Origin of the sequence: Vibrio gazogenes, from assembly GCF_002196515.1 — a bacterium.
Taxonomy (GTDB): Bacteria; Pseudomonadota; Gammaproteobacteria; order Enterobacterales; family Vibrionaceae; genus Vibrio; species Vibrio gazogenes_A.
Genome location: NZ_CP018835.1, coordinates 2,350,769 through 2,372,341 on the forward strand (window position 1 = coordinate 2,350,769; position 21,573 = coordinate 2,372,341).

The following is a 21,573-nucleotide window of genomic DNA, read 5'->3' on the forward strand; positions in this document are numbered from 1 at the left end:
CAATAAGTATGGGAGATGTGAATTCGTGAATCGCCGACAGGAAAAAAAGGTGCAAGGTGGCTATCTTGCTGTAGTTCAGAGCAAATGGTCAGCTATGAATTTTCAGCAGTCATTTCAGTCCATTGTCAGACAGTGTCGTGGTCTATGGTGTGAATTACCGAAATTGCATCAACGTTTACTGATGGTTTTGGTGCCAGTCGTCATACTTCTTGTTTTGATACCTTGGCCGAAAGAGAAGCAAGTTGCATCTGAACAGCCCATCGAGGAACCGTCCGTTGGCGAGCAGCGTGTTGCGCTGGCGCTTGATCCCGATAGCCTGAAGGAACCCACTGAACCTGTCGTATCCCCGAAAGCGGTAAAATCGGCTTCAGAACCTCGTACCACGACATGGGTTAACTATACAGTAAAGAATGGTGACACGCTTTCTAAGGTATTCCGTTCCAACGATCTATCATTGGCTGACCTCAATGTACTTGTTCAGGTTGAGGGAGGGGATAAGCCTCTCAGTAATATCAAGCCGGGGCAATTGATTCGTTATAAGCTGACGACGAAAGGTGAGCTGGATATTCTGCAAGTCGAACAAAAGGATCAATCGATCATGTTTTTCCGTTTATCCAATGGTGGATTTGGCCGGAGTAAATAACGTCAGTCACATGAGGGGAGTGAGATAGGTTCTGTTCCCCCTCATCTATTGTTCTGGTTCGGTGTCCGTAAAGAGATCATCGTGTCGATGCTTCCTTATCGAGCACTTATTGACTTATTCTCTTCATATCGATGTGTGAAATACCATCTTCAAGGTAAGGTTCGGATGTCGGAACAAATCCATACTGGCGGTAAAATGTCTCTAATTGCGTCTGTGCGCCAATTTCGATGGGGGTCTCCGGCCACAGATGAACACATTGCTCAATGGCATAAGTCAGTAGCTGATGTCCGACACCTTCCCCTCGAACACATGTGTGAGTCGCTATTCGACCAATACTACTTCCCGGATAGCTGATACCGGCTGGCATTAACCGGGCACAGGCAACGAGCTTTTCATCTTGATATCCCAGTAGGTGATGGACTCCGGGCATATGATCTTTGTCGTCTAATTCAGGGTAAGGACAGGTTTGTTCGACAACAAATACGTCAATCCGTAATTTGATTAACTGGTATAGCTGTGTTGTCGTCAGCTCAGGAAAGGAAAGTAGATGCCAAGTTATCATCGAAGTACCGACTAAGTGAATGAACATGATGTCCGACAATCTACATCAACATGATGTGATTATCATTAAAAAATATTCCTCCACGCGTTGTCAAAAAGCACGGTTTCTCTGTCTGCCTCCCAAAGCATGATCGCACAGCCGCCACTCTTGCTACGGCTGTACGATGATTCAGTCAGGTCTACTTTTATAGCTGAACCTGATAGACCGCAAAGCCAGTTTCATCTGTCATGAGCTGCTTCATCGGGTAACGCCCATATTGCTGAATGAACTGTGAAGCCTTGTTTCCCGGAGCCGTCTCGAAGCGGATATCAAGGTTTTTGGTTGCTTGAATCGGTGCTAAACGCCAGTTGTTATCTGCTTTAGGATGAATTTCACCATGTTGCTTACTCATCTGAGTAATGTAATTGGCTAGAATTGTCCGGTTTTCATCTGGTGCGTCAAAAGCGACATGTGAAGCCCCAGTGCCGGGAAACTTGTTGCTATAGGCGCGATAGTTGTTGGTGGCAATCAGGAATACTTGCTTATCTGGAATCGCTTTCCCTTGGTAAGACAGATTGACAATGCGTTTGCTATCAGGAGCAACCAATTGACAGTCACCGTCATATCGGGCTGGCTGCGTGACATCAATTTGATATTCGATCCCATCAATGACATCAAAGTTGTAGGTTCTGAACCCATCCCAGTTGATGAGATATTGAGGTGTAGTTTGAGTCGGATCAATACGATTGAACTGACCAGCCGAGCATTCCAGCCATTCCTTTAGCTCTCGTCCGGTGACTTTGAGTGCTACTAATGTGTTGGGATAAAGGTACAGATCAGCAGCGTTGCGGAATGTCAGTTGTCCGGATTCAACTTCGGTATAGTTTGAGGGATCATTTTTTCGACCGCCGGCTTTAAATGGTGCAGCAGCAGACAGCACTGGCAGTCCATCTAAATCTGGATCGCCCTGAATCATTTTTTCAACGTAGGCTTTCTGTGCCAGATTGACAATTTGAATGGTCGGATCATCCTGAACGAGCGCCAGATAACTATACATTTTATCACTGGCTTTGCCGATGGGTTGATTGACGAACTGTCGTGTTGCCTGATGATCCGATTGAACGGCTTGACGAAGCTGAGCGTCAGCGGATACCAAAGCATGATGTGCGATATTGTCATAAATCGGACGCGCTTCTGATTGGCTGTCAGTCACTTGCCAGTGGTGATCTTTTCTCTCTACTGTCAGGTCAATAATACCGACATGGCTGCCCCAGCGTCCGGGCATTACTGCTGCGACACCGTGAACTGTCCCTTTTTCGTTATTCACATCTGGCAGGTCATTAAAGTCTTTGCCGGGGAAAACTGCATGTGCGTGACCAAAAGCGATAGCATCAATACCGGGGACTTCTGCGAGATAGTAAACCGAGTTTTCAGCACCAACATGATAAGGTGTGGTGGCAATTCCCGAATGGGGAATGGCAACAATAATATCAGCACCTTGCTGTTTCATTTGAGGGATCAGGGCTTTCGCCGTCGCTTTGATATCTTTGGTATAAACGTTGCCCGCTAAATTTTTCTTATCCCACACCATAATTTGAGGCGGAGCGAAGCCAATATAGCCAACCTTTAGCTGCTGAGGTTTTCCATCGGTATCGGTCAATGTATATGATTTGATCAGGTAAGGACGGAAATAGTGCTGATCCGTTTTGGCGTCAAATATATTGGCATTGATATAAGGAAAATTAGCATCATTAAGCGTTTCTTTAAGGTATCCGAGTCCGTAATTAAACTCGTGGTTACCAATATTGCCAACCTCGTAACCGAGGAGGTTCATCGCTTTATACACCGGATGAACCTCTCCCGCCTTGATCCCTTTAGATGCCATGTAGTCACCCATCGGGCTGCCCTGAATCAGATCACCGTTATCAATCAAAAGTGAGTTCGGATTCTCTTCACGTGCCTTTTTGACAAGACTTGCGGCCCGGAGTAAGCCAATTTTGTCTGACGATTTGTCTTTGTAGTAGTCATAGTCCATGACATTGGCATGGATATCCGTTGTTTCTATGACACGAAGATGGATGGTTGCTGCATTGACTGAGAACGATAGTGCTGATGAAGCGAGTATCAGCAATTCGCTAAGTAATGACAGTGCGAGAATTTTTTTTGGCTGTTTCATACGCTGTCTGATCCATAACAAATAAATAATCTGGCTAATGTAGCAAATATGGATGAAACCTATATTTCAATAAGTTAGAAACTGTGATGCGTATCATCCAATGTATAAATAGGCTTTTTTGTTGAAAAAAATGTTTCCTTATCAGCTTTTCGAATAAAAAATGAAATTTTAGAATTTCATGTCATATGTAGAGGTCGCCATAATGCACATATTCAATTTAGGTGGAGTGTGTTATGGCAAAGGATCAGGTTGTGACTCGTTTACCCGTCAAACAAGTGCGTTCGTCTGTGAAGGTCGATGCGTCAGAACAAATCAGCTACCACTTCACGAAATCTCAGTTGCAGGCCGGAGAAGTCGCATTGGTCGGTGCTGGCCCGGGAGATCCGGAATTACTCACGGTCAAAGCAGTTAGCTTTCTTCAGCAAGCCGACGTCGTTTTATATGACTATTTGGTCTCAGAGGAGATTATGTCTCTGGTGCCGGACAGTACGATTCTGGTGTGTGTCGGGAAACGAGCCGGACATCATAGTGTGCCGCAGGAGAAGACCAATCAGCTATTGGTCGATTTTGCCAGACAGGGGCACCGAGTCGTACGAATTAAAGGCGGAGACCCGTTTATTTTTGGACGAGGCGGTGAAGAACTGGAACGTTTGTTCGATGCCAGTATTCGTTTTCAAGTGGTTCCCGGTATTACCGCTGCTGCCGGGGCGACCGCCTATGCCGGAATTCCCCTGACACACCGGGATTATGCGCAGTCTGCCATTTTCGTTACCGGCCATGTCCGTGCAGAGCAAGATGAAATGGATTGGTCAACCCTGGCTCGGGGACGGCAGACCCTTGTGATCTATATGGGATTGATGAAATCCGGATATATCAGGGAGCAGTTACTTCAGCATGGACGGGATGGCGAGACACCTGTTGCCGTGATTGAACGAGGAACACAGGCCGCGCAGAAGCTGTTTCGAGGCACATTGAATCATTTGCCACAGTTGGCTGCTCAGGCTGATTCGCCCGCTTTAATTGTGATTGGTGAAGTGGTTTCACTGGCCGACAAACTCAATTGGTTCAACAGTACACAGGAAGCAACAGCCAGTTCTTTGTATGCATAAATAAATCAGTCATCCAGATTCAGTCATGGATGATTTATTCACTCAGAAACCGAATTGCATAACACACTCATCTTGTGAGTCAAAAGGAAGCAAGAGATGGATCAACAACGATTAACTCATTTAAAACAACTAGAAGCTGAAAGTATTCACATTATTCGTGAAGTTGCAGCCGAATTCGGCAACCCGGTGATGATGTATTCCATCGGAAAAGATTCATCGGTGATGCTACATCTGGCTCGCAAAGCTTTCTATCCGGGCAAGATTCCGTTTCCGCTCCTGCATGTCGATACGAACTGGAAGTTTCGTGAAATGATCGATTTCCGCGATAAAACCGCACAAAAGTACGGCTTTGAGCTTCTGGTCCATAAAAACCCCGAAGGGCTCGAAATGGGGATCAACCCGTTTGTTCACGGGAGTTCCAAACATACCGATATTATGAAAACCCAGGGCCTGAAACAGGCATTGAACCAATATGGATTCGATGCTGCATTCGGTGGCGCGCGTCGGGATGAAGAAAAGTCCCGTGCCAAAGAGCGAGTCTATTCATTCCGGGATAAGAATCATACCTGGGATCCCAAAAACCAGCGTCCGGAGATCTGGCATACCTATAACGGGCAGATTAACAAAGGTGAGAGTATTCGGGTGTTCCCTTTGTCAAACTGGACTGAACTGGACATATGGCAATATATCTATCTGGAAGGCATTGATATTGTGCCACTTTACTTCGCTGAAAAGCGGCCTGTCGTTGAACGTGACGGGATGTTAATCATGGTTGACGATGATCGGATGGAGATTTTGCCGGGTGAAGTGATCGAGAATAAATCAGTCCGTTTCCGGACACTCGGGTGTTATCCGCTGACCGGAGCCATTGAATCGACGGCAAGCACATTGCCTGAAATCATCGAAGAGATGCTGGTGGCAACGTCCAGTGAGCGGCAAGGACGAGCGATCGACCATGATCAGTCCGGATCCATGGAATTGAAAAAACGTCAGGGCTATTTCTAAGGGGCGAGGGAAGTTTTATGAATAGTGCAGTTCAAGCTCAGTTAACTGAGTTAGGTATTGAAGGTTATTTGGATCAACACCAACACAAATCGTTACTTAGATTTCTGACATGTGGGTCTGTCGATGACGGTAAGAGTACGTTGATCGGTCGGTTGCTTCACGATTCCAAGCAGATCTACGAAGATCAACTGGCGGCTGTTCATTCAGATAGTCAGCGCGTCGGTACAACCGGTGAGCGTCCGGATCTGGCATTGCTGGTGGATGGATTGCAGGCTGAACGCGAACAAGGGATTACCATTGATGTCGCATATCGCTATTTTTCAACACAGAAACGTAAGTTCATTATCGCTGATACACCGGGACATGAGCAGTACACGCGCAATATGGCAACCGGTGCTTCGACATGTGATTTAGCGATTATTCTGATTGATGCACGGAAAGGCGTGTTGGATCAGACCCGTCGTCACTCGTTCATTTCCAATCTATTGGGTTTGAGACACTTTGTGGTGGCGGTCAACAAGATGGATTTGGTCGATTATTCTCAGGAGCGTTTTGAAGCCATTCGCCAAGAATATCTTGAATTCTCCCGACATTTACAGGGAGACACGGACATTCAGATCATTCCGATCTCAGCGTTGGAAGGGGACAATGTTGTTGAGAAAAGTCAGCACATGCATTGGTATCAAGGCCCCTCTTTGCTGGATTTATTAGAAACTGTCGATGTCGATCAGCTCAAAGGAACAGGAGCATTTCGTTTCCCTGTTCAATATGTCAACCGACCAAATCTCGATTTTCGTGGGTTTGCCGGTACCGTTGCATCAGGGGTTATCCGCCCCGGGGACAAAGTGAAGGTATTACCGTCGGGTAAATCTTCCACTGTTGCCCGTATCGTCACTTTTGATGGCGATTTGGAACAGGCATATACCGGTCAAGCTGTAACGCTAACGCTGAATGATGAAATTGATATCAGTCGTGGCGATTTGATCGTCCTTGAGGATGCCCAACTCGATACAACCAACCATTTATTGGCAGACGTCGTTTGGATGACAGAGCAGCCATTACAGGCTGGCCGGGATTACGACATCAAAATTGCAGGTCATAAAACGATTGGTCAGGTGACGTCGATCCGTCACCAATACGATATCAATAACCTCTCGACTTATCAGGCCGAATCTCTACCGCTCAATGGCATTGGTTTATGTGAATGGCGGTTCAATCAGGCGATTGCTCTCGATAAATATCTCGATAGTGCTGATACGGGGGGCTTTATTATTATTGACCGACTGACCAATGTAACTGTTGGCGCAGGTCTGGTTCGTGACAGCCTACAAACGGTGGCGCAAACGCAGGGCGATGTCTCTGAATTTGAGCTGGAACTGAATGCACTGATTCGTAAGCACTTCCCACACTGGGGTGCGAAAGATATCAGTCAATTACTGAAGTAGGCTGCTTGAAAGGGTGATTTTCACCCTTTCTGAGGGATGTGAGATGTGGGAACAAGGGGTGATAATTGCAATTCTATGCGGTGTGGTTGCCTGTTTGCTGCTTACGCGAGTTAAACCGAGTTTGATCTTTGCAGGTGCTGCTTTTATCACTTTTATTGCAGGTCTGATTGATATCAATGACTTAGCTGCAAATTTCACCAATTCATCCCTACTGACGCTGATTTTATTGATTCTGGCTTCTGCCGGACTGGAAAAGACACGACTCATCAGTTGGATCAGTAGCAATATCTCTGAAGGGCGGCTCGGCACTGTGATCGCAAAACTGGGGTTATCGACCGCCTTTCTCTCTTCTTTCACCAATAATACCGCCGTCGTCGTATCTCTGATTGGGGCGATTAAACGTAATCAGCAACATGCACCATCAAAATTATTAATTCCGCTGTCTTACACGGCTATTTTTGGCGGAACGCTGACTTTGATTGGGACATCAACCAATCTGATCATCAATAGTTTTGTTGAAGATGCAGGGTTGCCGAGTCTCAACTTTTTCGCCCCGACGATGATTGGTCTGGCTGTGCTTCTCGGCGGCGTATTGATTCTGATTCCATTGAGTTATTTGTTACCGAATAATGATGAGTCGGGTCAGGATGAATTACCTTATTTTCTGGAAGCGAGTGTTGGTGAGAAGTCACCATTAGTCGGGCGCAGCATTGCCGAAAATAACCTGCGGGCGTTACGCAAGTTATTCTTAGCTGAGGTGATTCGAAATGGTGAAAGTGTCCCTTCTGTCGGACCTGATTTTGTCTTACAGGCACAGGATCGGCTGCTGTTTTGTGGTGATGTCGAGAGTGTATCGACACTTCAGGAAATCAAAGGGTTAACCTTGTTTGGTCAGCACCACCTTAACGGTCAGAATTTTGTTGAAGTGGTGGTGAGTTCTTCTGCCAGTTTTTGTCATAAGACACTGAAATCCAGTCATTTTCGCGAGCGGTTTGATGCCGTTGTCGTGGCCATTCGTCGGGGACATGAACGTCTGGAAGGTGGTCTGGGAAATATCACGTTGACGGCTGGCGATACGCTGGTACTTGTACCGGGGAAAGGATTCGAAGCGCAACGTCAGGCGCTGCATCGCGAATTTCTATTCATTAATGATTTGGATTCGAGTGCCCGCTTAGACAGCCATAAATCGAGTCTGGTATTACTCGGATTTATGGCGGTGATTGGTGCGGCATTGCTCCATTGGCTACCGATTATTAAAGGACTTGCGATCTATCTGATTCTGTTAGTTATCTTTGGTATCGTGCAAATCGGTGAATTACGCCGTCGTTTCCCTATCGACATAGTTGTGATTGTCGGTTCAGCATTATCGATTGCTCAGTTGATGATTTCATCGGGACTGTCGCAACGCATGGGTGATTTTTTTATTCACACCATGAACGGCTGGGGCGTGTTTGGTGGCTTGGTTGCCACCTATCTGATAACGCTGGTTCTGACGGAGCTCATCACAAACAATGCTGCTGCTGCGCTGGCTTTTCCGTTGGGATACAGTTTGGCTGTCGGCTACGGGGTGGATCCGATGCCATTCATTATGGCGGTGTTATTTGGTGCCAGTGCGAGCTTTATTTCTCCCTATGGTTATCAGACCAATCTGCTGGTCTATAGTATCGGTAACTACAAAATGAGTGATTATGTCAGAATCGGTATTCCAATATCGTTGGTTTACTCTTTGCTCGTTCTGACCTTAATTCCGGTATTTTTTCCGTTTTAATCCGTATTGTTTTTAAACAATGTATTGATAAGTTTACGTATAAAGGAAGAGTGTTATGAGTATCGCGCCAAATGAAAAAGATGAACATATCGTCTGGCACCAGCACCCGATCGATAAAACATTTCGTGCGACGCTGAAAAAACAGAAACCCGCGGTGCTTTGGTTTACCGGATTATCAGGCGCTGGCAAATCAACGGTCGCTGGCGCACTGGAAAATCGTCTTGCGCAATTGGGTTATCATACTTACCTGCTCGATGGTGATAATGTCCGGCACGGGTTATGTCGTGATCTCGGTTTTTCTGCTCAGGATCGTCGGGAAAATATCCGTCGGATCGGTGAGCTGGCGAAGCTGATGGCCGATGCCGGACTGATCGTGCTTACTGCATTTATCTCACCACATCGCGCTGAACGGCAGATGGTGCGGGAGTTACTGCCGGAAGGGGAGTTTCTGGAAGTCTTCGTCAATACCACACTGGAAGTTTGTGAGCAGCGTGATCCGAAAGGATTGTACAAAAAAGCCCGTGCGGGTGAGATCACCAACTTTACGGGCATTGATGCTGAATATGAAGTGCCGTTACAGCCTGAAATCGATTTACCTGCCGGTGAAATGGGTATCGATGCATTGGTTGAACAGTGTCTGACAAAACTGAGTCAACGCGGTATTATTGATATTTTATCGCATTAATCGGTTTTTCTCGGCAGCCCCTAAGGTCGTTTGCTCAGACTGTATGGTGAATGCTGCCGGTAGCATCGGTATGGATCATAAATTTTTGCCCTAGCAGCGCAATCATTTGATCATAGTATTGTTGATTGAGTTTATTGCCCAGTAGCTTACACAACTCATTACCGGTGGGACTAAAACGATAATAGAGTAAATGTATCCCCTTGCTCATTGCCTGCAGAGACAGGTTCTTGCCTTGATAATGAAAGGGGAGCGCAGATTCTTGCTCGATTTCACCTGAGGCGAGCTCGGTTGCATGCAGTAAGCCGAGCTCGATCATCACCAGCAAACTTGAGTAGGGAAGCTGAAAGCTACCCAGACTCAGCGTAATCGTGGTATCACGCTTGCCAAAGGTAAAAATCCCATTGTGTGCCCGTATCCCAACGAATAGTTTCCGACTGCCATCTTGCCCGAAACTACAAGCCAGTGCGGCTGATTTTTGGAGGATTTGAGCCTCTTTCGGTGTCATATCTTTCAACACTTGCAAGGCTTTCATGGATGTGGCGCCCGGATTGGTGACTTCCCGCTTGAGCACTTGTGCCCACAGTCGCTGCATTGAAGAGTTATGGATATCCTGAGCCATATCGAAAAAGCGGTAGAGCCAGTCTTGATCGGGATCGCCAGCCGTTTCGTTTTTACAGGATTTATGGGCAAGTCTGACAATGCTCTCAAGGTTTTTTTGCCGCTGTTCTTTGCGTTTGCGTTCCCGCTTTAAGGCTCTGTCCAGTGGCGAAATGTCAGTCTTTTCTTCACTGATCAATGCATCAAGGCCATGATCTTTGGCAATATTTTGGATTCGGTGACCACTATCTTTAATATAGCGTCCTCTCGAATGAGACTTTGTTGTCTCATCATCCTGATGTTCAATGACCGTGGGTGTGCGTTGTTCCATGAATAATTTGATACCGACTGACAATTGAGAGCAATAGTAACAATTTAACGCGGAATGCGAGAGACATCTAGCCGAATTGATCAAATTCCGCTACTCAAAATGCTAATGTTTTGTTAAAATTGTTACTACTTATAATTTTGAACATTGATGATTCTAGTGAAAAAGGCTCTGTCTATCACCGTAGTATTTATTCTTTACTTTGCTTTACTCGGCTATCTATCAAGCTTCCTTGTCGTATAACCGCCCTTACTGATCATCGTAAGGCTCAATACGACTTCCCTCGATTTTATATCCGGCATCAGCAACGTCACTGCTGACAGGTTCTGCTTTGAGTTTGCCCACGACATAAATGACATCCCACAACTCCTGAACGGGTGCCCCTTGAGGGAATTTCACATAGACAATCTGGTTGGGTGGTGGTGGTGGCACATGGATACATGCTCCGAAATAAGGCACCAGTAAGAACTCAGTGATAGTCTGATCGTCTCCCTCCAAGGGGATGACAAACCCAGGAATTTTGACATACTTCCCATCGAGTTCTGGTCTGACAGCACCGATATGACTCTGCTTGGCCGGAGCGTTACCGTTATGATTCACGGTCGGCATTCCTTGTTGATCAAACTGATGACGTTCTTGCTTCGGGATCAGATCCATCCAATCAAGGGTCAGCGGTTTTTGCGCTCCCCAGGCTGAAACAGAGCATAAGGTCATGCACAGAAGCATGACCGATGAAAAAGTGTTTCTCATTCAATTTCCTATATTCTTATTGTCATACCATCGCTGAGTGATTGTCTGTAGGCTCGTAGTGCGGGAACGACCCCAATCAGAATCCCTGCGAGTTGTACGTAACCGAGTAATTGCCATTCATGATAGCTCAAACGGTCAAGTGTTATCATGATGCCGTATTGTGCATGAATCAATGGTGCAATGATCGACATTAAACCATATAAACCCGCCACGCCAACAAGAATGCCGGCAAAGGTTAATGCACTCGCTTCACTGATCAATAAAGCAAAGACATGCTTGGGTTGTGCGCCCATGGCCCGGAGAATTGCCATCTCACGTCGCCTTTCTTGCAAGCTGGTTAACAGACTGCTGAGCATTCCCATCAGGCCGGCAATCACGACAAAGATCGAGACGGCCATTAACGCTTGCTCTGCTACCGACATCATGCCCCATAATTCCTGTAATGCGACCCCCGGAAGAATTGCACTCAAGGGCTCCTTACGATATTCATTGATTTCTCGTTGTAATGCAAATGTTTGAATACGGGATTTTAAACCCAGATACATCGCTGTAATTTGAGTGGGTTGAAAATGTCGTTTTTCCAGCACGGCTGCATCCGGTGTTTTGCCAATATGCGCACCAGACTCCCAACCGACATGAATCGCTTCTATAGCGCCCAGAGACACATGAACCGTTCGATCGACCGGTGTCCCCGTTGGGGCCAGAATACCCGTGACGGTAAAAGGAAGGTGATCGTGGCGGCTGAATCCGACATCACTAATCCCATGAGCAATGATAATTTTACTGCCGATATGATAGTTGAGTTTTTTAGCGACATCGGCACCAATCACCGTGTCGAATAGCCCGTGGAATGGTTGACCGGCCTGAAAAGTCAGATGCTGTTTATGTCCGTATTGATAGAATTTGAAATAATCCAGATTGGTCCCCATGACCCGAAAGCCTTTATGAGAATCGCCCAATGAAATCGGGATCGCCCACTTTACCGCGCGATGATGACTGAATTCCTGAAAACTTTTCCAGTCAATATTGTTCGTCGCATTGCCAATTCGAAAGACGGAATACAGGAGCAGATTGACTTGACCGGAGCGACCACCGACGATCAGATCTGTACCGGAGATCGTATTGGCAAAGCTGCTTTTGGCCTGCGTTCGGATCCGTTCTACGCCCATGAGCAGAATAACCGAGATTGCCACCGTTAAAATCGTTAAGAGTGCCGTTGTTTTACGATTGAGGACGCTCTTCCACGCCAGATTCATAATGATTTTCATGTTTAGTTTCCTACCCGATTCAGTTGCGGCAGACTGATACTGCGGTTAAACATGGACTCCAGTGTTGGATCGTGGCTGACAAAAACCAAGGTTGCATTGACTTGGTCGGCTTCTTCCAGCAGGAGTTGAATAAAGGCGCTGCGGTTGTCGTAATCCAGCGCTGAAGTCGGTTCGTCAGCAATGATGAGCTTCGGTGAACCAATCAACGCCCGTGCCGCAGCAACGCGTTGTTGTTGTCCGATACTGAGTTCTACCACTGGCTGATTGAGTAAATGTTCCGGCATTTTTAATCCAGTCAGCAATTGATGGGCTTTGTCTTGCAAAGTACCGGCAATTTGGTCACGACGCCGTGCTGAAAAGTGACAGGGAAGTACCACATTGTCGATCACCGATAAATACGGGAGCAGATTGAATTGTTGAAATATATAACCGATATGATCCGCGCGGAAGCGGTCCCGTTGTCTGGATGGTAAATCGGATAAGACCTGACCTAAGACAGAGAGTGAACCAGACTGACACGTATTGATCCCTGTCAGGAGAGCAAGCAGCGTCGATTTGCCGCAGCCACTTGGTCCCTTGATGAATAGATGCTCACCAGCACTGACGGTCAGATGCTCAATATCAATGGTCAGTGGTGCATCAGCAGCCCACCGAAATTGCACATTGCGGAGCTCGATGACGTATTCTGAGCCAGATGGTTGTGAATCCTTCATTACTCGAAATCCTCTGAGAAGGCAGGACATTTGATGTCCTGCCGATGCGTGAAGTTTGATGTTACAAAGATACCTCAGTCTGATCTGGATTCAGCTTAATGGCAGTCTGCTGACGATCCGTAAAGACATTGGTATGAATCTCATGTGAGCGAGGGAAATGGCTAAACCACTGGGTGGAGAGATGATCCAACTTTCCGCTGTCTCGGCAGGTGTATGTGTATTGAATTGAGAAGGCTGTATGCATGCCATGCTCGTGCTCATCACCGTCGTGGTCATGATGATGTTCTGCATCTTCATCGTGGTCATGATGATGTCCGCTTTCATGGGCGCCTTCATCATGGTCGTGGTGTTCGTGGTCATGGCCATCATCGTGGTGATGGTCTGCATCATGGTCATGATCGTGGTGCTCATGCTCATGCTCATGGTCGTGGTGGTGAGAGGTCTGACGAACATTACTATGTTCAAGTGTACAGCCAGCTGCTGAGTTGATCGTGATGAGATCATCGGCTTGTTCCAGCAATGCCATCGCTTGATCGAGCGCTTGATGCTCCTGGGTCGTTTGTGGCGGATGTTCAAAACCAACGACATCCATTCCCGGTGCCGTGATTTCAACTAACAATGCATCAGCATCCTGAGCAACATTCATTTCGACAACACCGTGAACATGCGCTTCGTGCTGACGAAAACCTTCTTCGGCTTGTGCAGATACTGCGGTGATGAGCCCTGCAAGCAGTGCAAGGTTATGTGTTTTTAACATGAAAAAAACTCCGTCGTTAAGATGATTTAAATACAATTCATGATAAAACCTCGGATTGGGGCGATGTCCCGCTTGAATGCAGTGATCACTGTATTTTTGATCGTGGCCGATTTGATAGCCATTCCGTCTATCTTGAAAGTGGAACGGGGTATAAAAATCATGCGCCGTCTGCAAATCGTGACACAGCAAAGTCCGCCTGATATATCACACAGGGGGATGTCCCGAATTGAGGTTTACTGAACGACTAGCGGAGGTGAGCGCGCAAAATAAGCTAAAAATGGCAGGCTTATCCTGATGATTTCAGATGTCGGCTCGCTATATCCGTGAGACGCGATAACCGGCAGAATCGGCACAAAAGATTGAATGGCATGATGAATCCCGGCAAATAACTGACAGTCATGGTGCTGATGATGCTCCGCCAATGTGTCAGCTTGATGAATAATGTAAGCCGCGCTGAGCCAGAGCATTAAAAAGATGGCCGCAAGAGCAACCATCTTTCTGGGGAGAGACGTCATTGGGGGACGAATCGTTTTACTGGCAGCCAACATGGGACATCCGCAATGAATGGAAAATGTTATAATATAACAATAATCCACAGGCGCAAGTATTATTCGTATAGCGTTCAGCAATCACTTAGAGTGGCATGAAGCAAACGCCTGTCCCCGCTAGTCCGCAATAACCATCTGGATTTTTTGCCAGATATTGCTGGTGGTAACTTTCCGCAAAGTAATAAGGCCCGGCAGAGAGGATTTCCGTGGTGATTTTCCCTTTCCCCTCACTATTGAGTGATTTTTGGTAGGTTTGTCGCGAATGTTCAGCGATTAAGCGTTGTTTATCATGATAAACATAGATGACTGAACGGTACTGTGTACCGAGATCATTGCCCTGACGCATGCCTTGCGTTGGGTCGTGATTTTCCCAGAAGTAACCTAACAGTGTTTCCAGCGAGATTTGTTGTGGCTGATAAATGATTCGCACAACTTCGGCATGGCCGGTTTGACCGGTACAGACTTCTTCATAGGTTGGATTCGGTGTATATCCGCCCGAATAACCGACCGAGGTCGAAATAACACCGGGAAGTTGCCAGAACAGTCTTTCCGCACCCCAGAAACAGCCCATCCCGAGCAATATTTTTTGTTGGCCTTTTTCTGGCTCGGCCGTAAGACGGGAGTGATTAACGAAATGACTGTCTTCTATTTCAAGGGGAGTGAAACGGCCTTTCAGCGCAGTTTCTTCTGTAACCATCTGTTGTTTGTCTGACATGAGTTTACCTTTCTCTTCTCAGGTGAAGTATGAATACTGAACCTTGAGGTCACCGAGTGTATAAATGTAGTGCATTTTTGGTAAGGCGCGAACCTGATTATGGTTTTCTTGTCGTTAAAATGAGCAGAACATGATGATGTTATACTCAGTTGACTAAAAACTGTTAACTGTCTTCTATGTGACAAGTGATAGCGCCCTTTTCTGCGGGGGAAATTCTAGCGAATATATCCATATTTTAGGGTGATTGATTCCGCATATCTACTGGATAACGGTCAACAGTCAGCATGGTCGGAGCATTGAATTGCAACAAACGATGTCAGAACCGCATCGCAAGTGACATGACAAAGTGTGTGAGATGACAAAATTTACGCAGCGCATACAGACGAATGACCTATCTACGGTTAAGATACTGTTTTGACGCTTTATCCTGTGACGTTACATAACGCTTGTATGAGACAATATTTTTCATTTTTTGGGCTACTGTTTGGGCTGTGTTTCTCAGCTGTATCTGCGGAACGTCAGATATCCCTTTCCATCGATGGGCTGGACGGCGATTTGTATGACAATGTCGAAGCCTATCTGTCATCTATTTCTCCCAATGACTATGCCCCGAGTTTACGTTTTCAGGCCCATCTCGAAGACGATATATCGCAGGCGTTGCAGGCGCTTGGCTACTACCATCCGGTGATTCGGTTTGCATTTGATCAGGACGATGCCGAAATCACGGTCCATGTTGATCCCGGTCCGCCGACACGAATCGATGTCGTGGATATCCAACTCTTGGGCGATGCCCAGCAAGATGAGTATTTCCAGCGCGTTGTAAAAGCCAGTGCGCTGAAAAAGGGTGACATTCTCAATCACGCTGATTATACACAGCTCAAATCCCGGCTCCAGAGTCTGGCGTTAGAGCGCGGTTACTTTAATGCGAAGTTTGCCAAAAGTCGTTTAGAAATTTTGCAAGATGATAATCTGGCCCGGGTGATCTTGCACTTTGATAGTGGGCTTCGCTATCGTTTCGGCAAGACCACGATGGTCGGGAGCCAGATTGAACCGGAACGAGTCGCGTCGTTACAGACTTATCGACCCGGAGACCCATATCTGGTGTCTAAAGTCGGTGAGTTTAATCAGCGTCTCGCGAGTACCGATTGGTTTTCTTCGGTGTTAGTCGAGCCGGATTTGAGTCAGTTGGATACACAGCAAGAACTACCGATGCATGTGACCTTGGCACCTGCTAGTCAAAATCAGATTGAAACGGGGGCCGGTTATTCGACAGACGTCGGGCCAACGGTGTTACTGAAGTGGAATAAGCCTTGGATTAACGATAAAGGACATAGTTTTAGTAGCAGTTTCTCATTGTCAAATCCGGAACAGATCGTGACCGCGAGTTATAAAATACCCCTGGAAGATGTGTTGAATCAGTATTACGAGCTTCAGTACGGTTTGAAACGAGTCGATAAGCTGGATACGAAAAGCATTGAATCTAACCTTTCAGTTGAACGGCATTGGCGGTTGTCGAATGGTTGGCACCGGACGCTATTCACGCGTTATCTGATCGAGAATTATGAGTTGGGAACGTTGGATGACGTCGGCCAGTTCGTTTTGCCGGGGATTACATTTTCCCGGACTCGGATTCGTGGTAAGCGCTTGCTTACTTGGGGAGATAAAGAAACCCTGACATTAGAATACGGGAATAAGAACTTGTACTCAGAAACCGATATTTTGAGGATTCGAGCAGGGACGTCGTGGATACGGACTTATGAAGAACGTCACCGCGGATTATTTCGTGTGAGGGGCGGTGCCAATTTGGTGGATGATTTTAATCAGGTTTCGCCATCGCTAAGATTCTTTGCCGGGGGGGATAACAGTATTCGCGGTTATTCGTATGAATCGATTTCACCGAGAGATGCAAAGGGTGCATTGAGCGGTGCAAAATATCTTGCGACAGCATCGCTGGAGTATCAATACAATCTCTCTGGTAACTGGTGGGCGGCCCTGTTTTACGATTATGGTGATGCATTCAATTCGACCCCGAACTGGAAACGAGGGACTGGCGTTGGCGTGCGGTGGGTTTCCCCGATAGGCCCGGTTCGTCTTGATTTTGCTTGGGGGCTGGATTCAACTCCGGGCGATGAATTCCATATTCACTTCACATTGGGGCCGGATTTATGATTCGGTTTGCGTTACGTACCAGTCAATGGGTGATCATTGCCATCGTATTGTTGCTTGCGGTATTGATTACCTTAACGGGGGTTTTACTTTATACGCCCGCAGGATTACATCTGGCCGTCTCCGGGGCTGAACGGTTTGTTCCCGGTTTGCAAATCAGCCGGGCGGAAGGCATCTTAGCCGGAAAGCTGGATTTGTATGATGTGGCATACCAAGACTCTCAGACTCAGATGAAACTGCAACTGGAACACGTCGGATTATCAGTACGCAGTCGCTGTTTGTTTCAGCCTGCGTTGTGTCTTGATTCTTTGACGGCCCGCCATGTGCTGGTTTCAATCCCGGAAAATGGTGCATCTTCTGAGTCGGATCAGGATACGTCGCCCAAACAGCTCCTTAATCTGCCCATTCCACTTTCTGTGACTCATTTTTCTCTCGAAGATGTCACGCTGGATTTACCGCAAGTACGGCTTCAATGGCAGACATTAAAGGGTGGGGTATCGTGGTATCGAAGCCGACTGACTCTGGATAAAGTGGCCTTACAGCAGACAAAGATCGATGTCGAATCGGCACCGGAAGCTCAACCGGCAGCAACCGAATCGTTGGCGACGTTTTCCTACCCGGCGGTGACATTACCCGACATATGGATTCCGCTGGATATCCGTGTGAATCAGTTCCGGCTCAAGGATATGCAGATTCGCAGTGGCAGTGATAGTGAGAGCAAGCGTGATATTGAGAAACTGCATTTATCCGCACAGGCATACCGCCACCGGATCCGGATCGAACATTTCGATGTCACAACACCGGAAATTGCAGCAGATGGTCATGGTAACATGACGTTATCCGCAGGTTATCCACTGGATATCCACCTGAATTCTATACTGCATTTGCCGGAAATTGAGGGACAGCGTGTCACAGCCGCAGTGCGTGGCAGCCTAGCCAAAATGCAGCTCTCTGCCACATTGGCTGAACGGGTTCAGGGAAGTATTTCTGCCCAGCTTGAACCGCTTTCGGCCGGGTTGCCGTTCAACATCAAGATTAACGATCTTGCAGGACAGTGGCCTTTGTCGGGGGATGCACAATATCAGCTTGATCTTGGACATCTGAATCTTGAAGGACAACTCAACCAATATCAGCTCGCCTTACAAGGATTGGTACACGGCAAAGCGATTCCCTCGACTCAGGTTGATGTTTCGGGTCAGGGAACACTCACTCAGCTTGAACTTTCGGCATTACAAATCAAAACACTCAACGGGGTGATTTCAGGGCAAAGTCAGTTGGCGTGGCAAAAAGCATTCACGTTGGGTTCACAGTTATCATTCCGGCAGATTGAACCTCAGGCTCAATGGCCTGACGTGTCGGGGAAATTAGATGGGCAGATCGATCTTAAGGCGTCGGTGTCCGGGACGAAATGGCAGCTCGATGTGACTCAACTTGAACTGAATGGGACGTTGCAACAATACCCTCTGCATGTGTCAGGGCCATTGACGGTCTCCGGTGGGACAGAAGGAAGTCAGATCCAAGCCATGACTCCGGCACTGGTTGTTGCTCATGGGAAAAATCAGCTTCGGGTCGAGGGGACTATCGATCAACGCTGGGATATGGATGTGCGCATAGCTGTCCCTGATTTGTCGAAAAGTTTGCCTGAGGGAAAAGGTAATATCCAAGGCGATATCCGTTTACGAGGAAACTTGCGTCACCCTGAAGCAGAGGTGTCTCTGACCGGTACACAGATTCAGTGGCAAGATTTAATTCAAGCCAACAATGTTTCGTTACATGGCAAAATCAGTGATTTGAATCAGGTGCATGGGGACGTCGTCCTGACTTTGCAGCAGGGGCGTTATCAGCAGTATATCTTGAAAACCGTTACGTTAAGCGGGCGCGGTGGCTTATCTCAACACGTGGTGAATCTTGATGCGGATACGTCGGAAGGGCGTGTGCAGCTTAAGATTACCGGAGCGACTGACCGTGAGTTTCATCGTTGGCAAGGGACACTCGACCGTGCCACGCTATCGCGAGAAAAGCATCAACTGACGCTTCAGTCGCCAGTGCAAATTGATTTGCTGCCATCAGAGCAACAATTGAGTATTCAGGCGCATTGTTGGCAGGATCAATCTTCTTCTTTGTGTCTTGATCAAGACATCACGATTCAACCATCGTCAGGCCAGCTTCATGTGTCATTGCATCAGCTTGATTTAGCTCGCTTAGCGTATTTGTTGCCAGAAGAAACAACATTGAAAGGACGCGTCGATGCCGAGGCGTTTCTGAAATGGGCTCAAGGAGAGGACCAACAGTTACCGCCTAAAGCTGAGCTAACCGTGCTTGTTGAACAAGGTCAGTTACAGCAGCAGATTGCCATGAAGCCTTTGGTCGTGGCATGGCAGCAGATGAAGTTTCAAATGGATCTCAAAGACAACCATCTTGCTGCGACCGGCCAGATTGATCTGGCCGAGCATGGTGCGCTTGATTTGGCGGTCAAGATTCCCGATATCAAGCAGCAACAAAAACAGATGACGGCAAATATCGATATCAATCGGTTGGATCTGAGCCTGATGCAATCCTTGTTAGGGGATTACAGTGAGTTTGATTCTATTGCTGATGGACACCTGAAAGTACATGGCGATTTGTTACATCCTCAGATCACGGGAAAACTGGCTGTCAGCCAAATTCAGTTGCAAGGGGAAGTGACACCTGTCGATATTCAGCAGGGGAATATCGACATTCAGTTTGAAGGGTATCAGGCCCAGCTTGCAGCGTTGGTCAAGACCCCCGAGGGTGAGTTACATCTCTCAGGGGATGCAGACTGGACAAGGCTCGACGACTGGGCGGTTCATTCCCGATTATATGCTGACGGAGTGGATATCGATTTTCCTCCTTATGTAGCGCTGAAGGCAATCCCGGATATGACGCTGACACTGACTCCGGACGTTGCGCGAGTTGAAGGCTCGATTGAGTTACCAGAAGGGAAGATTACCGTTGATAAACTACCGGACAGTGCGGTTAAGGTCTCTCCCGATCAGGTCATTATCCAAGATTCTCAAACCGTGAAGCAGACGCAATCCTTGCCGTTTAATCTGGAAAGTAAAGTGACGGTGAAGATTGGTTCTGGGGTTCGGCTGTCAGCCTTCGGACTGGATGGGAAACTGCAAGGTGAACTGAGAATTTCACAGCGAGACAATACCCCATTTATGACCGGAGAAGTCAATATTCTGAACGGGACATACCGTTCACTGGGACAAGATTTGGTCATTCAACAGGGCAAAGTGATTCTCAATGGGCCGATCAGTCAGCCTTATGTGTCGATTACCGCGATTCGTAACCCGAATAATATTGCCGATAATGTCACGGCAGGGATCAAAGTGAACGGACCGGCAGATAATCCATCCGTGTCAGTCTTTTCGGAGCCAACCATGGCGCAGGCGAATGCGCTCTCTTACTTAATTCGTGGACAAAACCTCGATGCAGAGTCGAATAATGGCGCGTTGACGACGAGCCTGATTGGATTGAGTCTCGCCCAGAGCGGGAAGTTAGTCGGAGAGATCGGGCAGGCATTTGGTGTTCAGGATCTCCAGTTAGATACATCCGGTTCGGGAGAACAGTCTCAGGTTACGGTCAGTGGTTATATTCTACCGGGATTGCAAGTGAAATATGGGGTTGGTATTTTTAACTCTGTTGGTGAGTTCACGGTACGTTATCGCCTGATGAGTGACTTGTATATTGAAGCGATCTCCGGGCTGACGAGTACTATGAATGTCTTGTATCAGTTTGAGTTTAATTAAAGACAGCGCGATGACTTGATGTCATCCATCAACTTTCATCGTGAAAGGTAGCCATGTTGCATGATTTCTGTGGCGAGAGCGTCTATGTTTAGAAATGTCGCGGTGAAAGGATTCAAATAAACGTGATGAGAGAATAAACAAGGAGTGTTTATGCAGCAGCATTTAGTGTTTGTCTACGGGACGTTGCGTGATGGAGAATATAATCATTGGTATCTGGGTGAAAGTCCGATGCTGGGATATTACGAAACGCCACCGGAATTTTCCTTATATGATCTCGGGCCTTATCCGGGGTTAATAGAAGGCCATCAGTCGGTTATGGGCGAGATCTATGTCGTGGATGATCAAACTTTGTTCCGTTTGGATGAGTTGGAAAATGTTCCCGTTGAATACCGTCGTGAGCAGATTGAAACGCCCTTTGGGATGGCTTGGATCTATTTTTATCAGGATGTCTCTAAGTTAAGTCAGGCAATTGCATCCGGAGACTGGTGTCAGCGGATCTGAGTTCATTGCGCAATCAGCTTCTATCTTCATATAAAGAAAAAGGAGAGATAAAAATCTCTCCTTATGCTTCTCAGTCAACAGA

18 protein-coding genes are annotated in these 21,573 nt (G+C 47.1%); 9 read left to right on the forward strand and 9 right to left on the reverse strand.

The genetic code is table 11. The features are described from left to right. The first annotated feature begins 25 nt into the window (after window positions 1-25). The gene (locus BSQ33_RS10685; protein ID WP_088134089.1) at window positions 26-643 is read left to right on the forward strand and encodes a LysM-like peptidoglycan-binding domain-containing protein; all 618 of its coding nucleotides are present in this window, start codon (window positions 26-28) and stop codon (window positions 641-643) included. Between the two features lie 106 nt (window positions 644-749). On the opposite strand, the gene BSQ33_RS10690 is transcribed toward BSQ33_RS10685, so the two are convergent. After that, window positions 750-1,205: a GNAT family N-acetyltransferase gene (locus BSQ33_RS10690; protein WP_088134576.1), complete on the reverse strand. Its 456-nt coding sequence runs from the start codon at window positions 1,203-1,205 to the stop codon at window positions 750-752. Between the two features lie 184 nt (window positions 1,206-1,389). Next, window positions 1,390-3,360, reverse strand: coding sequence for a bifunctional 2',3'-cyclic-nucleotide 2'-phosphodiesterase/3'-nucleotidase (locus BSQ33_RS10695; RefSeq protein WP_088134090.1), 1,971 nt, complete (start codon window positions 3,358-3,360; stop codon window positions 1,390-1,392). Window positions 3,361-3,593: 233 nt separating this feature from the next. Between BSQ33_RS10695 and cobA the strand changes: the two genes are divergently transcribed. From cobA to cysC, 5 genes are all read left to right on the forward strand, one after another. Further along, the gene (gene cobA / locus BSQ33_RS10700; RefSeq protein WP_088134091.1) at window positions 3,594-4,469 is read left to right on the forward strand and encodes a uroporphyrinogen-III C-methyltransferase; all 876 of its coding nucleotides are present in this window, start codon (window positions 3,594-3,596) and stop codon (window positions 4,467-4,469) included. A 96-nt stretch (window positions 4,470-4,565) separates the two neighbouring features. Next, on the forward strand, window positions 4,566-5,474 hold the full coding sequence (cysD, locus tag BSQ33_RS10705; protein ID WP_021019673.1) for a sulfate adenylyltransferase subunit CysD: 909 nt from the start codon (window positions 4,566-4,568) through the stop codon (window positions 5,472-5,474). Window positions 5,475-5,491: 17 nt separating this feature from the next. Beyond that, a complete protein-coding gene (cysN, locus tag BSQ33_RS10710; RefSeq protein WP_021019674.1) occupies window positions 5,492-6,919 on the forward strand; it encodes a sulfate adenylyltransferase subunit CysN in 1,428 nt (475 codons plus the stop codon). Between the two features lie 43 nt (window positions 6,920-6,962). After that, window positions 6,963-8,687, forward strand: a complete 1,725-nt coding sequence (locus BSQ33_RS10715) for an SLC13 family permease (RefSeq protein WP_021019675.1) — start codon at window positions 6,963-6,965, stop codon at window positions 8,685-8,687. A gap of 55 nt (window positions 8,688-8,742) precedes the next feature. Beyond that, window positions 8,743-9,372, forward strand: a complete 630-nt coding sequence (cysC, locus tag BSQ33_RS10720; protein WP_088134092.1) for an adenylyl-sulfate kinase — start codon at window positions 8,743-8,745, stop codon at window positions 9,370-9,372. Window positions 9,373-9,406: 34 nt separating this feature from the next. Here the strand turns inward: cysC and BSQ33_RS10725 are convergent, their stop codons facing one another. The 7 genes from BSQ33_RS10725 to msrA all read right to left on the reverse strand — a co-directional run bounded on the left by BSQ33_RS10725 (window position 9,407) and on the right by msrA (window position 15,048). Next, window positions 9,407-10,300 (reverse strand): TIGR03899 family protein, encoded by an 894-nt coding sequence (locus BSQ33_RS10725; protein ID WP_021019677.1) that lies wholly within the window; start codon window positions 10,298-10,300, stop codon window positions 9,407-9,409. A 246-nt stretch (window positions 10,301-10,546) separates the two neighbouring features. Continuing rightward, window positions 10,547-11,023: a DUF3299 domain-containing protein gene (locus tag BSQ33_RS10730; protein ID WP_051116183.1), complete on the reverse strand. Its 477-nt coding sequence runs from the start codon at window positions 11,021-11,023 to the stop codon at window positions 10,547-10,549. A gap of 32 nt (window positions 11,024-11,055) precedes the next feature. Then, the gene (locus BSQ33_RS10735; protein ID WP_021019679.1) at window positions 11,056-12,315 is read right to left on the reverse strand and encodes an ABC transporter permease; all 1,260 of its coding nucleotides are present in this window, start codon (window positions 12,313-12,315) and stop codon (window positions 11,056-11,058) included. Window positions 12,316-12,317: 2 nt separating this feature from the next. Beyond that, a complete protein-coding gene (locus BSQ33_RS10740; RefSeq protein WP_021019680.1) occupies window positions 12,318-13,028 on the reverse strand; it encodes an ABC transporter ATP-binding protein in 711 nt (236 codons plus the stop codon). 61 nt (window positions 13,029-13,089) lie between these two features. Continuing rightward, a complete protein-coding gene (zrgA, locus tag BSQ33_RS10745; protein WP_088134093.1) occupies window positions 13,090-13,785 on the reverse strand; it encodes a zinc uptake protein ZrgA in 696 nt (231 codons plus the stop codon). Window positions 13,786-14,018: 233 nt separating this feature from the next. After that, the gene (locus BSQ33_RS10755; protein ID WP_021019683.1) at window positions 14,019-14,333 is read right to left on the reverse strand and encodes a DUF2607 family protein; all 315 of its coding nucleotides are present in this window, start codon (window positions 14,331-14,333) and stop codon (window positions 14,019-14,021) included. 85 nt (window positions 14,334-14,418) lie between these two features. Beyond that, on the reverse strand, window positions 14,419-15,048 hold the full coding sequence (gene msrA, locus BSQ33_RS10760) for a peptide-methionine (S)-S-oxide reductase MsrA (RefSeq protein ID WP_021019684.1): 630 nt from the start codon (window positions 15,046-15,048) through the stop codon (window positions 14,419-14,421). A gap of 450 nt (window positions 15,049-15,498) precedes the next feature. Here msrA and BSQ33_RS10765 point away from each other — a divergent pair, with 450 nt between their 5' ends. The 3 genes from BSQ33_RS10765 to BSQ33_RS10775 all read left to right on the forward strand — a co-directional run bounded on the left by BSQ33_RS10765 (window position 15,499) and on the right by BSQ33_RS10775 (window position 21,491). Further along, window positions 15,499-17,217 carry an autotransporter assembly complex protein TamA gene (locus BSQ33_RS10765; RefSeq protein ID WP_021019685.1) on the forward strand — a complete coding sequence of 573 codons (1,719 nt, stop codon included), beginning with the start codon at window positions 15,499-15,501 and terminating at the stop codon, window positions 17,215-17,217. Continuing rightward, window positions 17,214-20,990 carry a translocation/assembly module TamB domain-containing protein gene (locus BSQ33_RS10770; RefSeq protein WP_088134094.1) on the forward strand — a complete coding sequence of 1,259 codons (3,777 nt, stop codon included), beginning with the start codon at window positions 17,214-17,216 and terminating at the stop codon, window positions 20,988-20,990. Before BSQ33_RS10765 ends, BSQ33_RS10770 begins: the two co-directional genes overlap by 4 nt. Window positions 20,991-21,140: 150 nt before the next feature. Further along, complete coding sequence (locus tag BSQ33_RS10775; protein WP_021019687.1) at window positions 21,141-21,491, forward strand: gamma-glutamylcyclotransferase family protein; 351 nt, start codon at window positions 21,141-21,143, stop codon at window positions 21,489-21,491. Window positions 21,492-21,573: the final 82 nt, after the last annotated feature.

Bases quoted from the DNA above. Each gene is read 5' to 3' on its own strand.
- BSQ33_RS10690 (WP_088134576.1), bottom strand. From the start codon at position 1,205: ATGATAACTTGGCATCTACTTTCCTTTCCTGAGCTGACGACAACACAG.
- BSQ33_RS10695 (WP_088134090.1), bottom strand. From the start codon at position 3,360: ATGAAACAGCCAAAAAAAATTCTCGCACTGTCATTACTTAGCGAATTG.
- cobA (WP_088134091.1), top strand. From the start codon at position 3,594: ATGGCAAAGGATCAGGTTGTGACTCGTTTACCCGTCAAACAAGTGCGT.
- cysD (WP_021019673.1), top strand. From the start codon at position 4,566: ATGGATCAACAACGATTAACTCATTTAAAACAACTAGAAGCTGAAAGT.
- cysN (WP_021019674.1), top strand. From the start codon at position 5,492: ATGAATAGTGCAGTTCAAGCTCAGTTAACTGAGTTAGGTATTGAAGGT.
- BSQ33_RS10715 (WP_021019675.1), top strand. From the start codon at position 6,963: ATGTGGGAACAAGGGGTGATAATTGCAATTCTATGCGGTGTGGTTGCC.
- cysC (WP_088134092.1), top strand. From the start codon at position 8,743: ATGAGTATCGCGCCAAATGAAAAAGATGAACATATCGTCTGGCACCAG.
- BSQ33_RS10725 (WP_021019677.1), bottom strand. From the start codon at position 10,300: ATGGAACAACGCACACCCACGGTCATTGAACATCAGGATGATGAGACA.
- BSQ33_RS10730 (WP_051116183.1), bottom strand. From the start codon at position 11,023: ATGCTTCTGTGCATGACCTTATGCTCTGTTTCAGCCTGGGGAGCGCAA.
- BSQ33_RS10735 (WP_021019679.1), bottom strand. From the start codon at position 12,315: ATGAAAATCATTATGAATCTGGCGTGGAAGAGCGTCCTCAATCGTAAA.
- BSQ33_RS10740 (WP_021019680.1), bottom strand. From the start codon at position 13,028: ATGAAGGATTCACAACCATCTGGCTCAGAATACGTCATCGAGCTCCGC.
- zrgA (WP_088134093.1), bottom strand. From the start codon at position 13,785: ATGTTAAAAACACATAACCTTGCACTGCTTGCAGGGCTCATCACCGCA.
- BSQ33_RS10755 (WP_021019683.1), bottom strand. From the start codon at position 14,333: ATGTTGGCTGCCAGTAAAACGATTCGTCCCCCAATGACGTCTCTCCCC.
- msrA (WP_021019684.1), bottom strand. From the start codon at position 15,048: ATGTCAGACAAACAACAGATGGTTACAGAAGAAACTGCGCTGAAAGGC.
- BSQ33_RS10765 (WP_021019685.1), top strand. From the start codon at position 15,499: ATGAGACAATATTTTTCATTTTTTGGGCTACTGTTTGGGCTGTGTTTC.
- BSQ33_RS10770 (WP_088134094.1), top strand. From the start codon at position 17,214: ATGATTCGGTTTGCGTTACGTACCAGTCAATGGGTGATCATTGCCATC.
- BSQ33_RS10775 (WP_021019687.1), top strand. From the start codon at position 21,141: ATGCAGCAGCATTTAGTGTTTGTCTACGGGACGTTGCGTGATGGAGAA.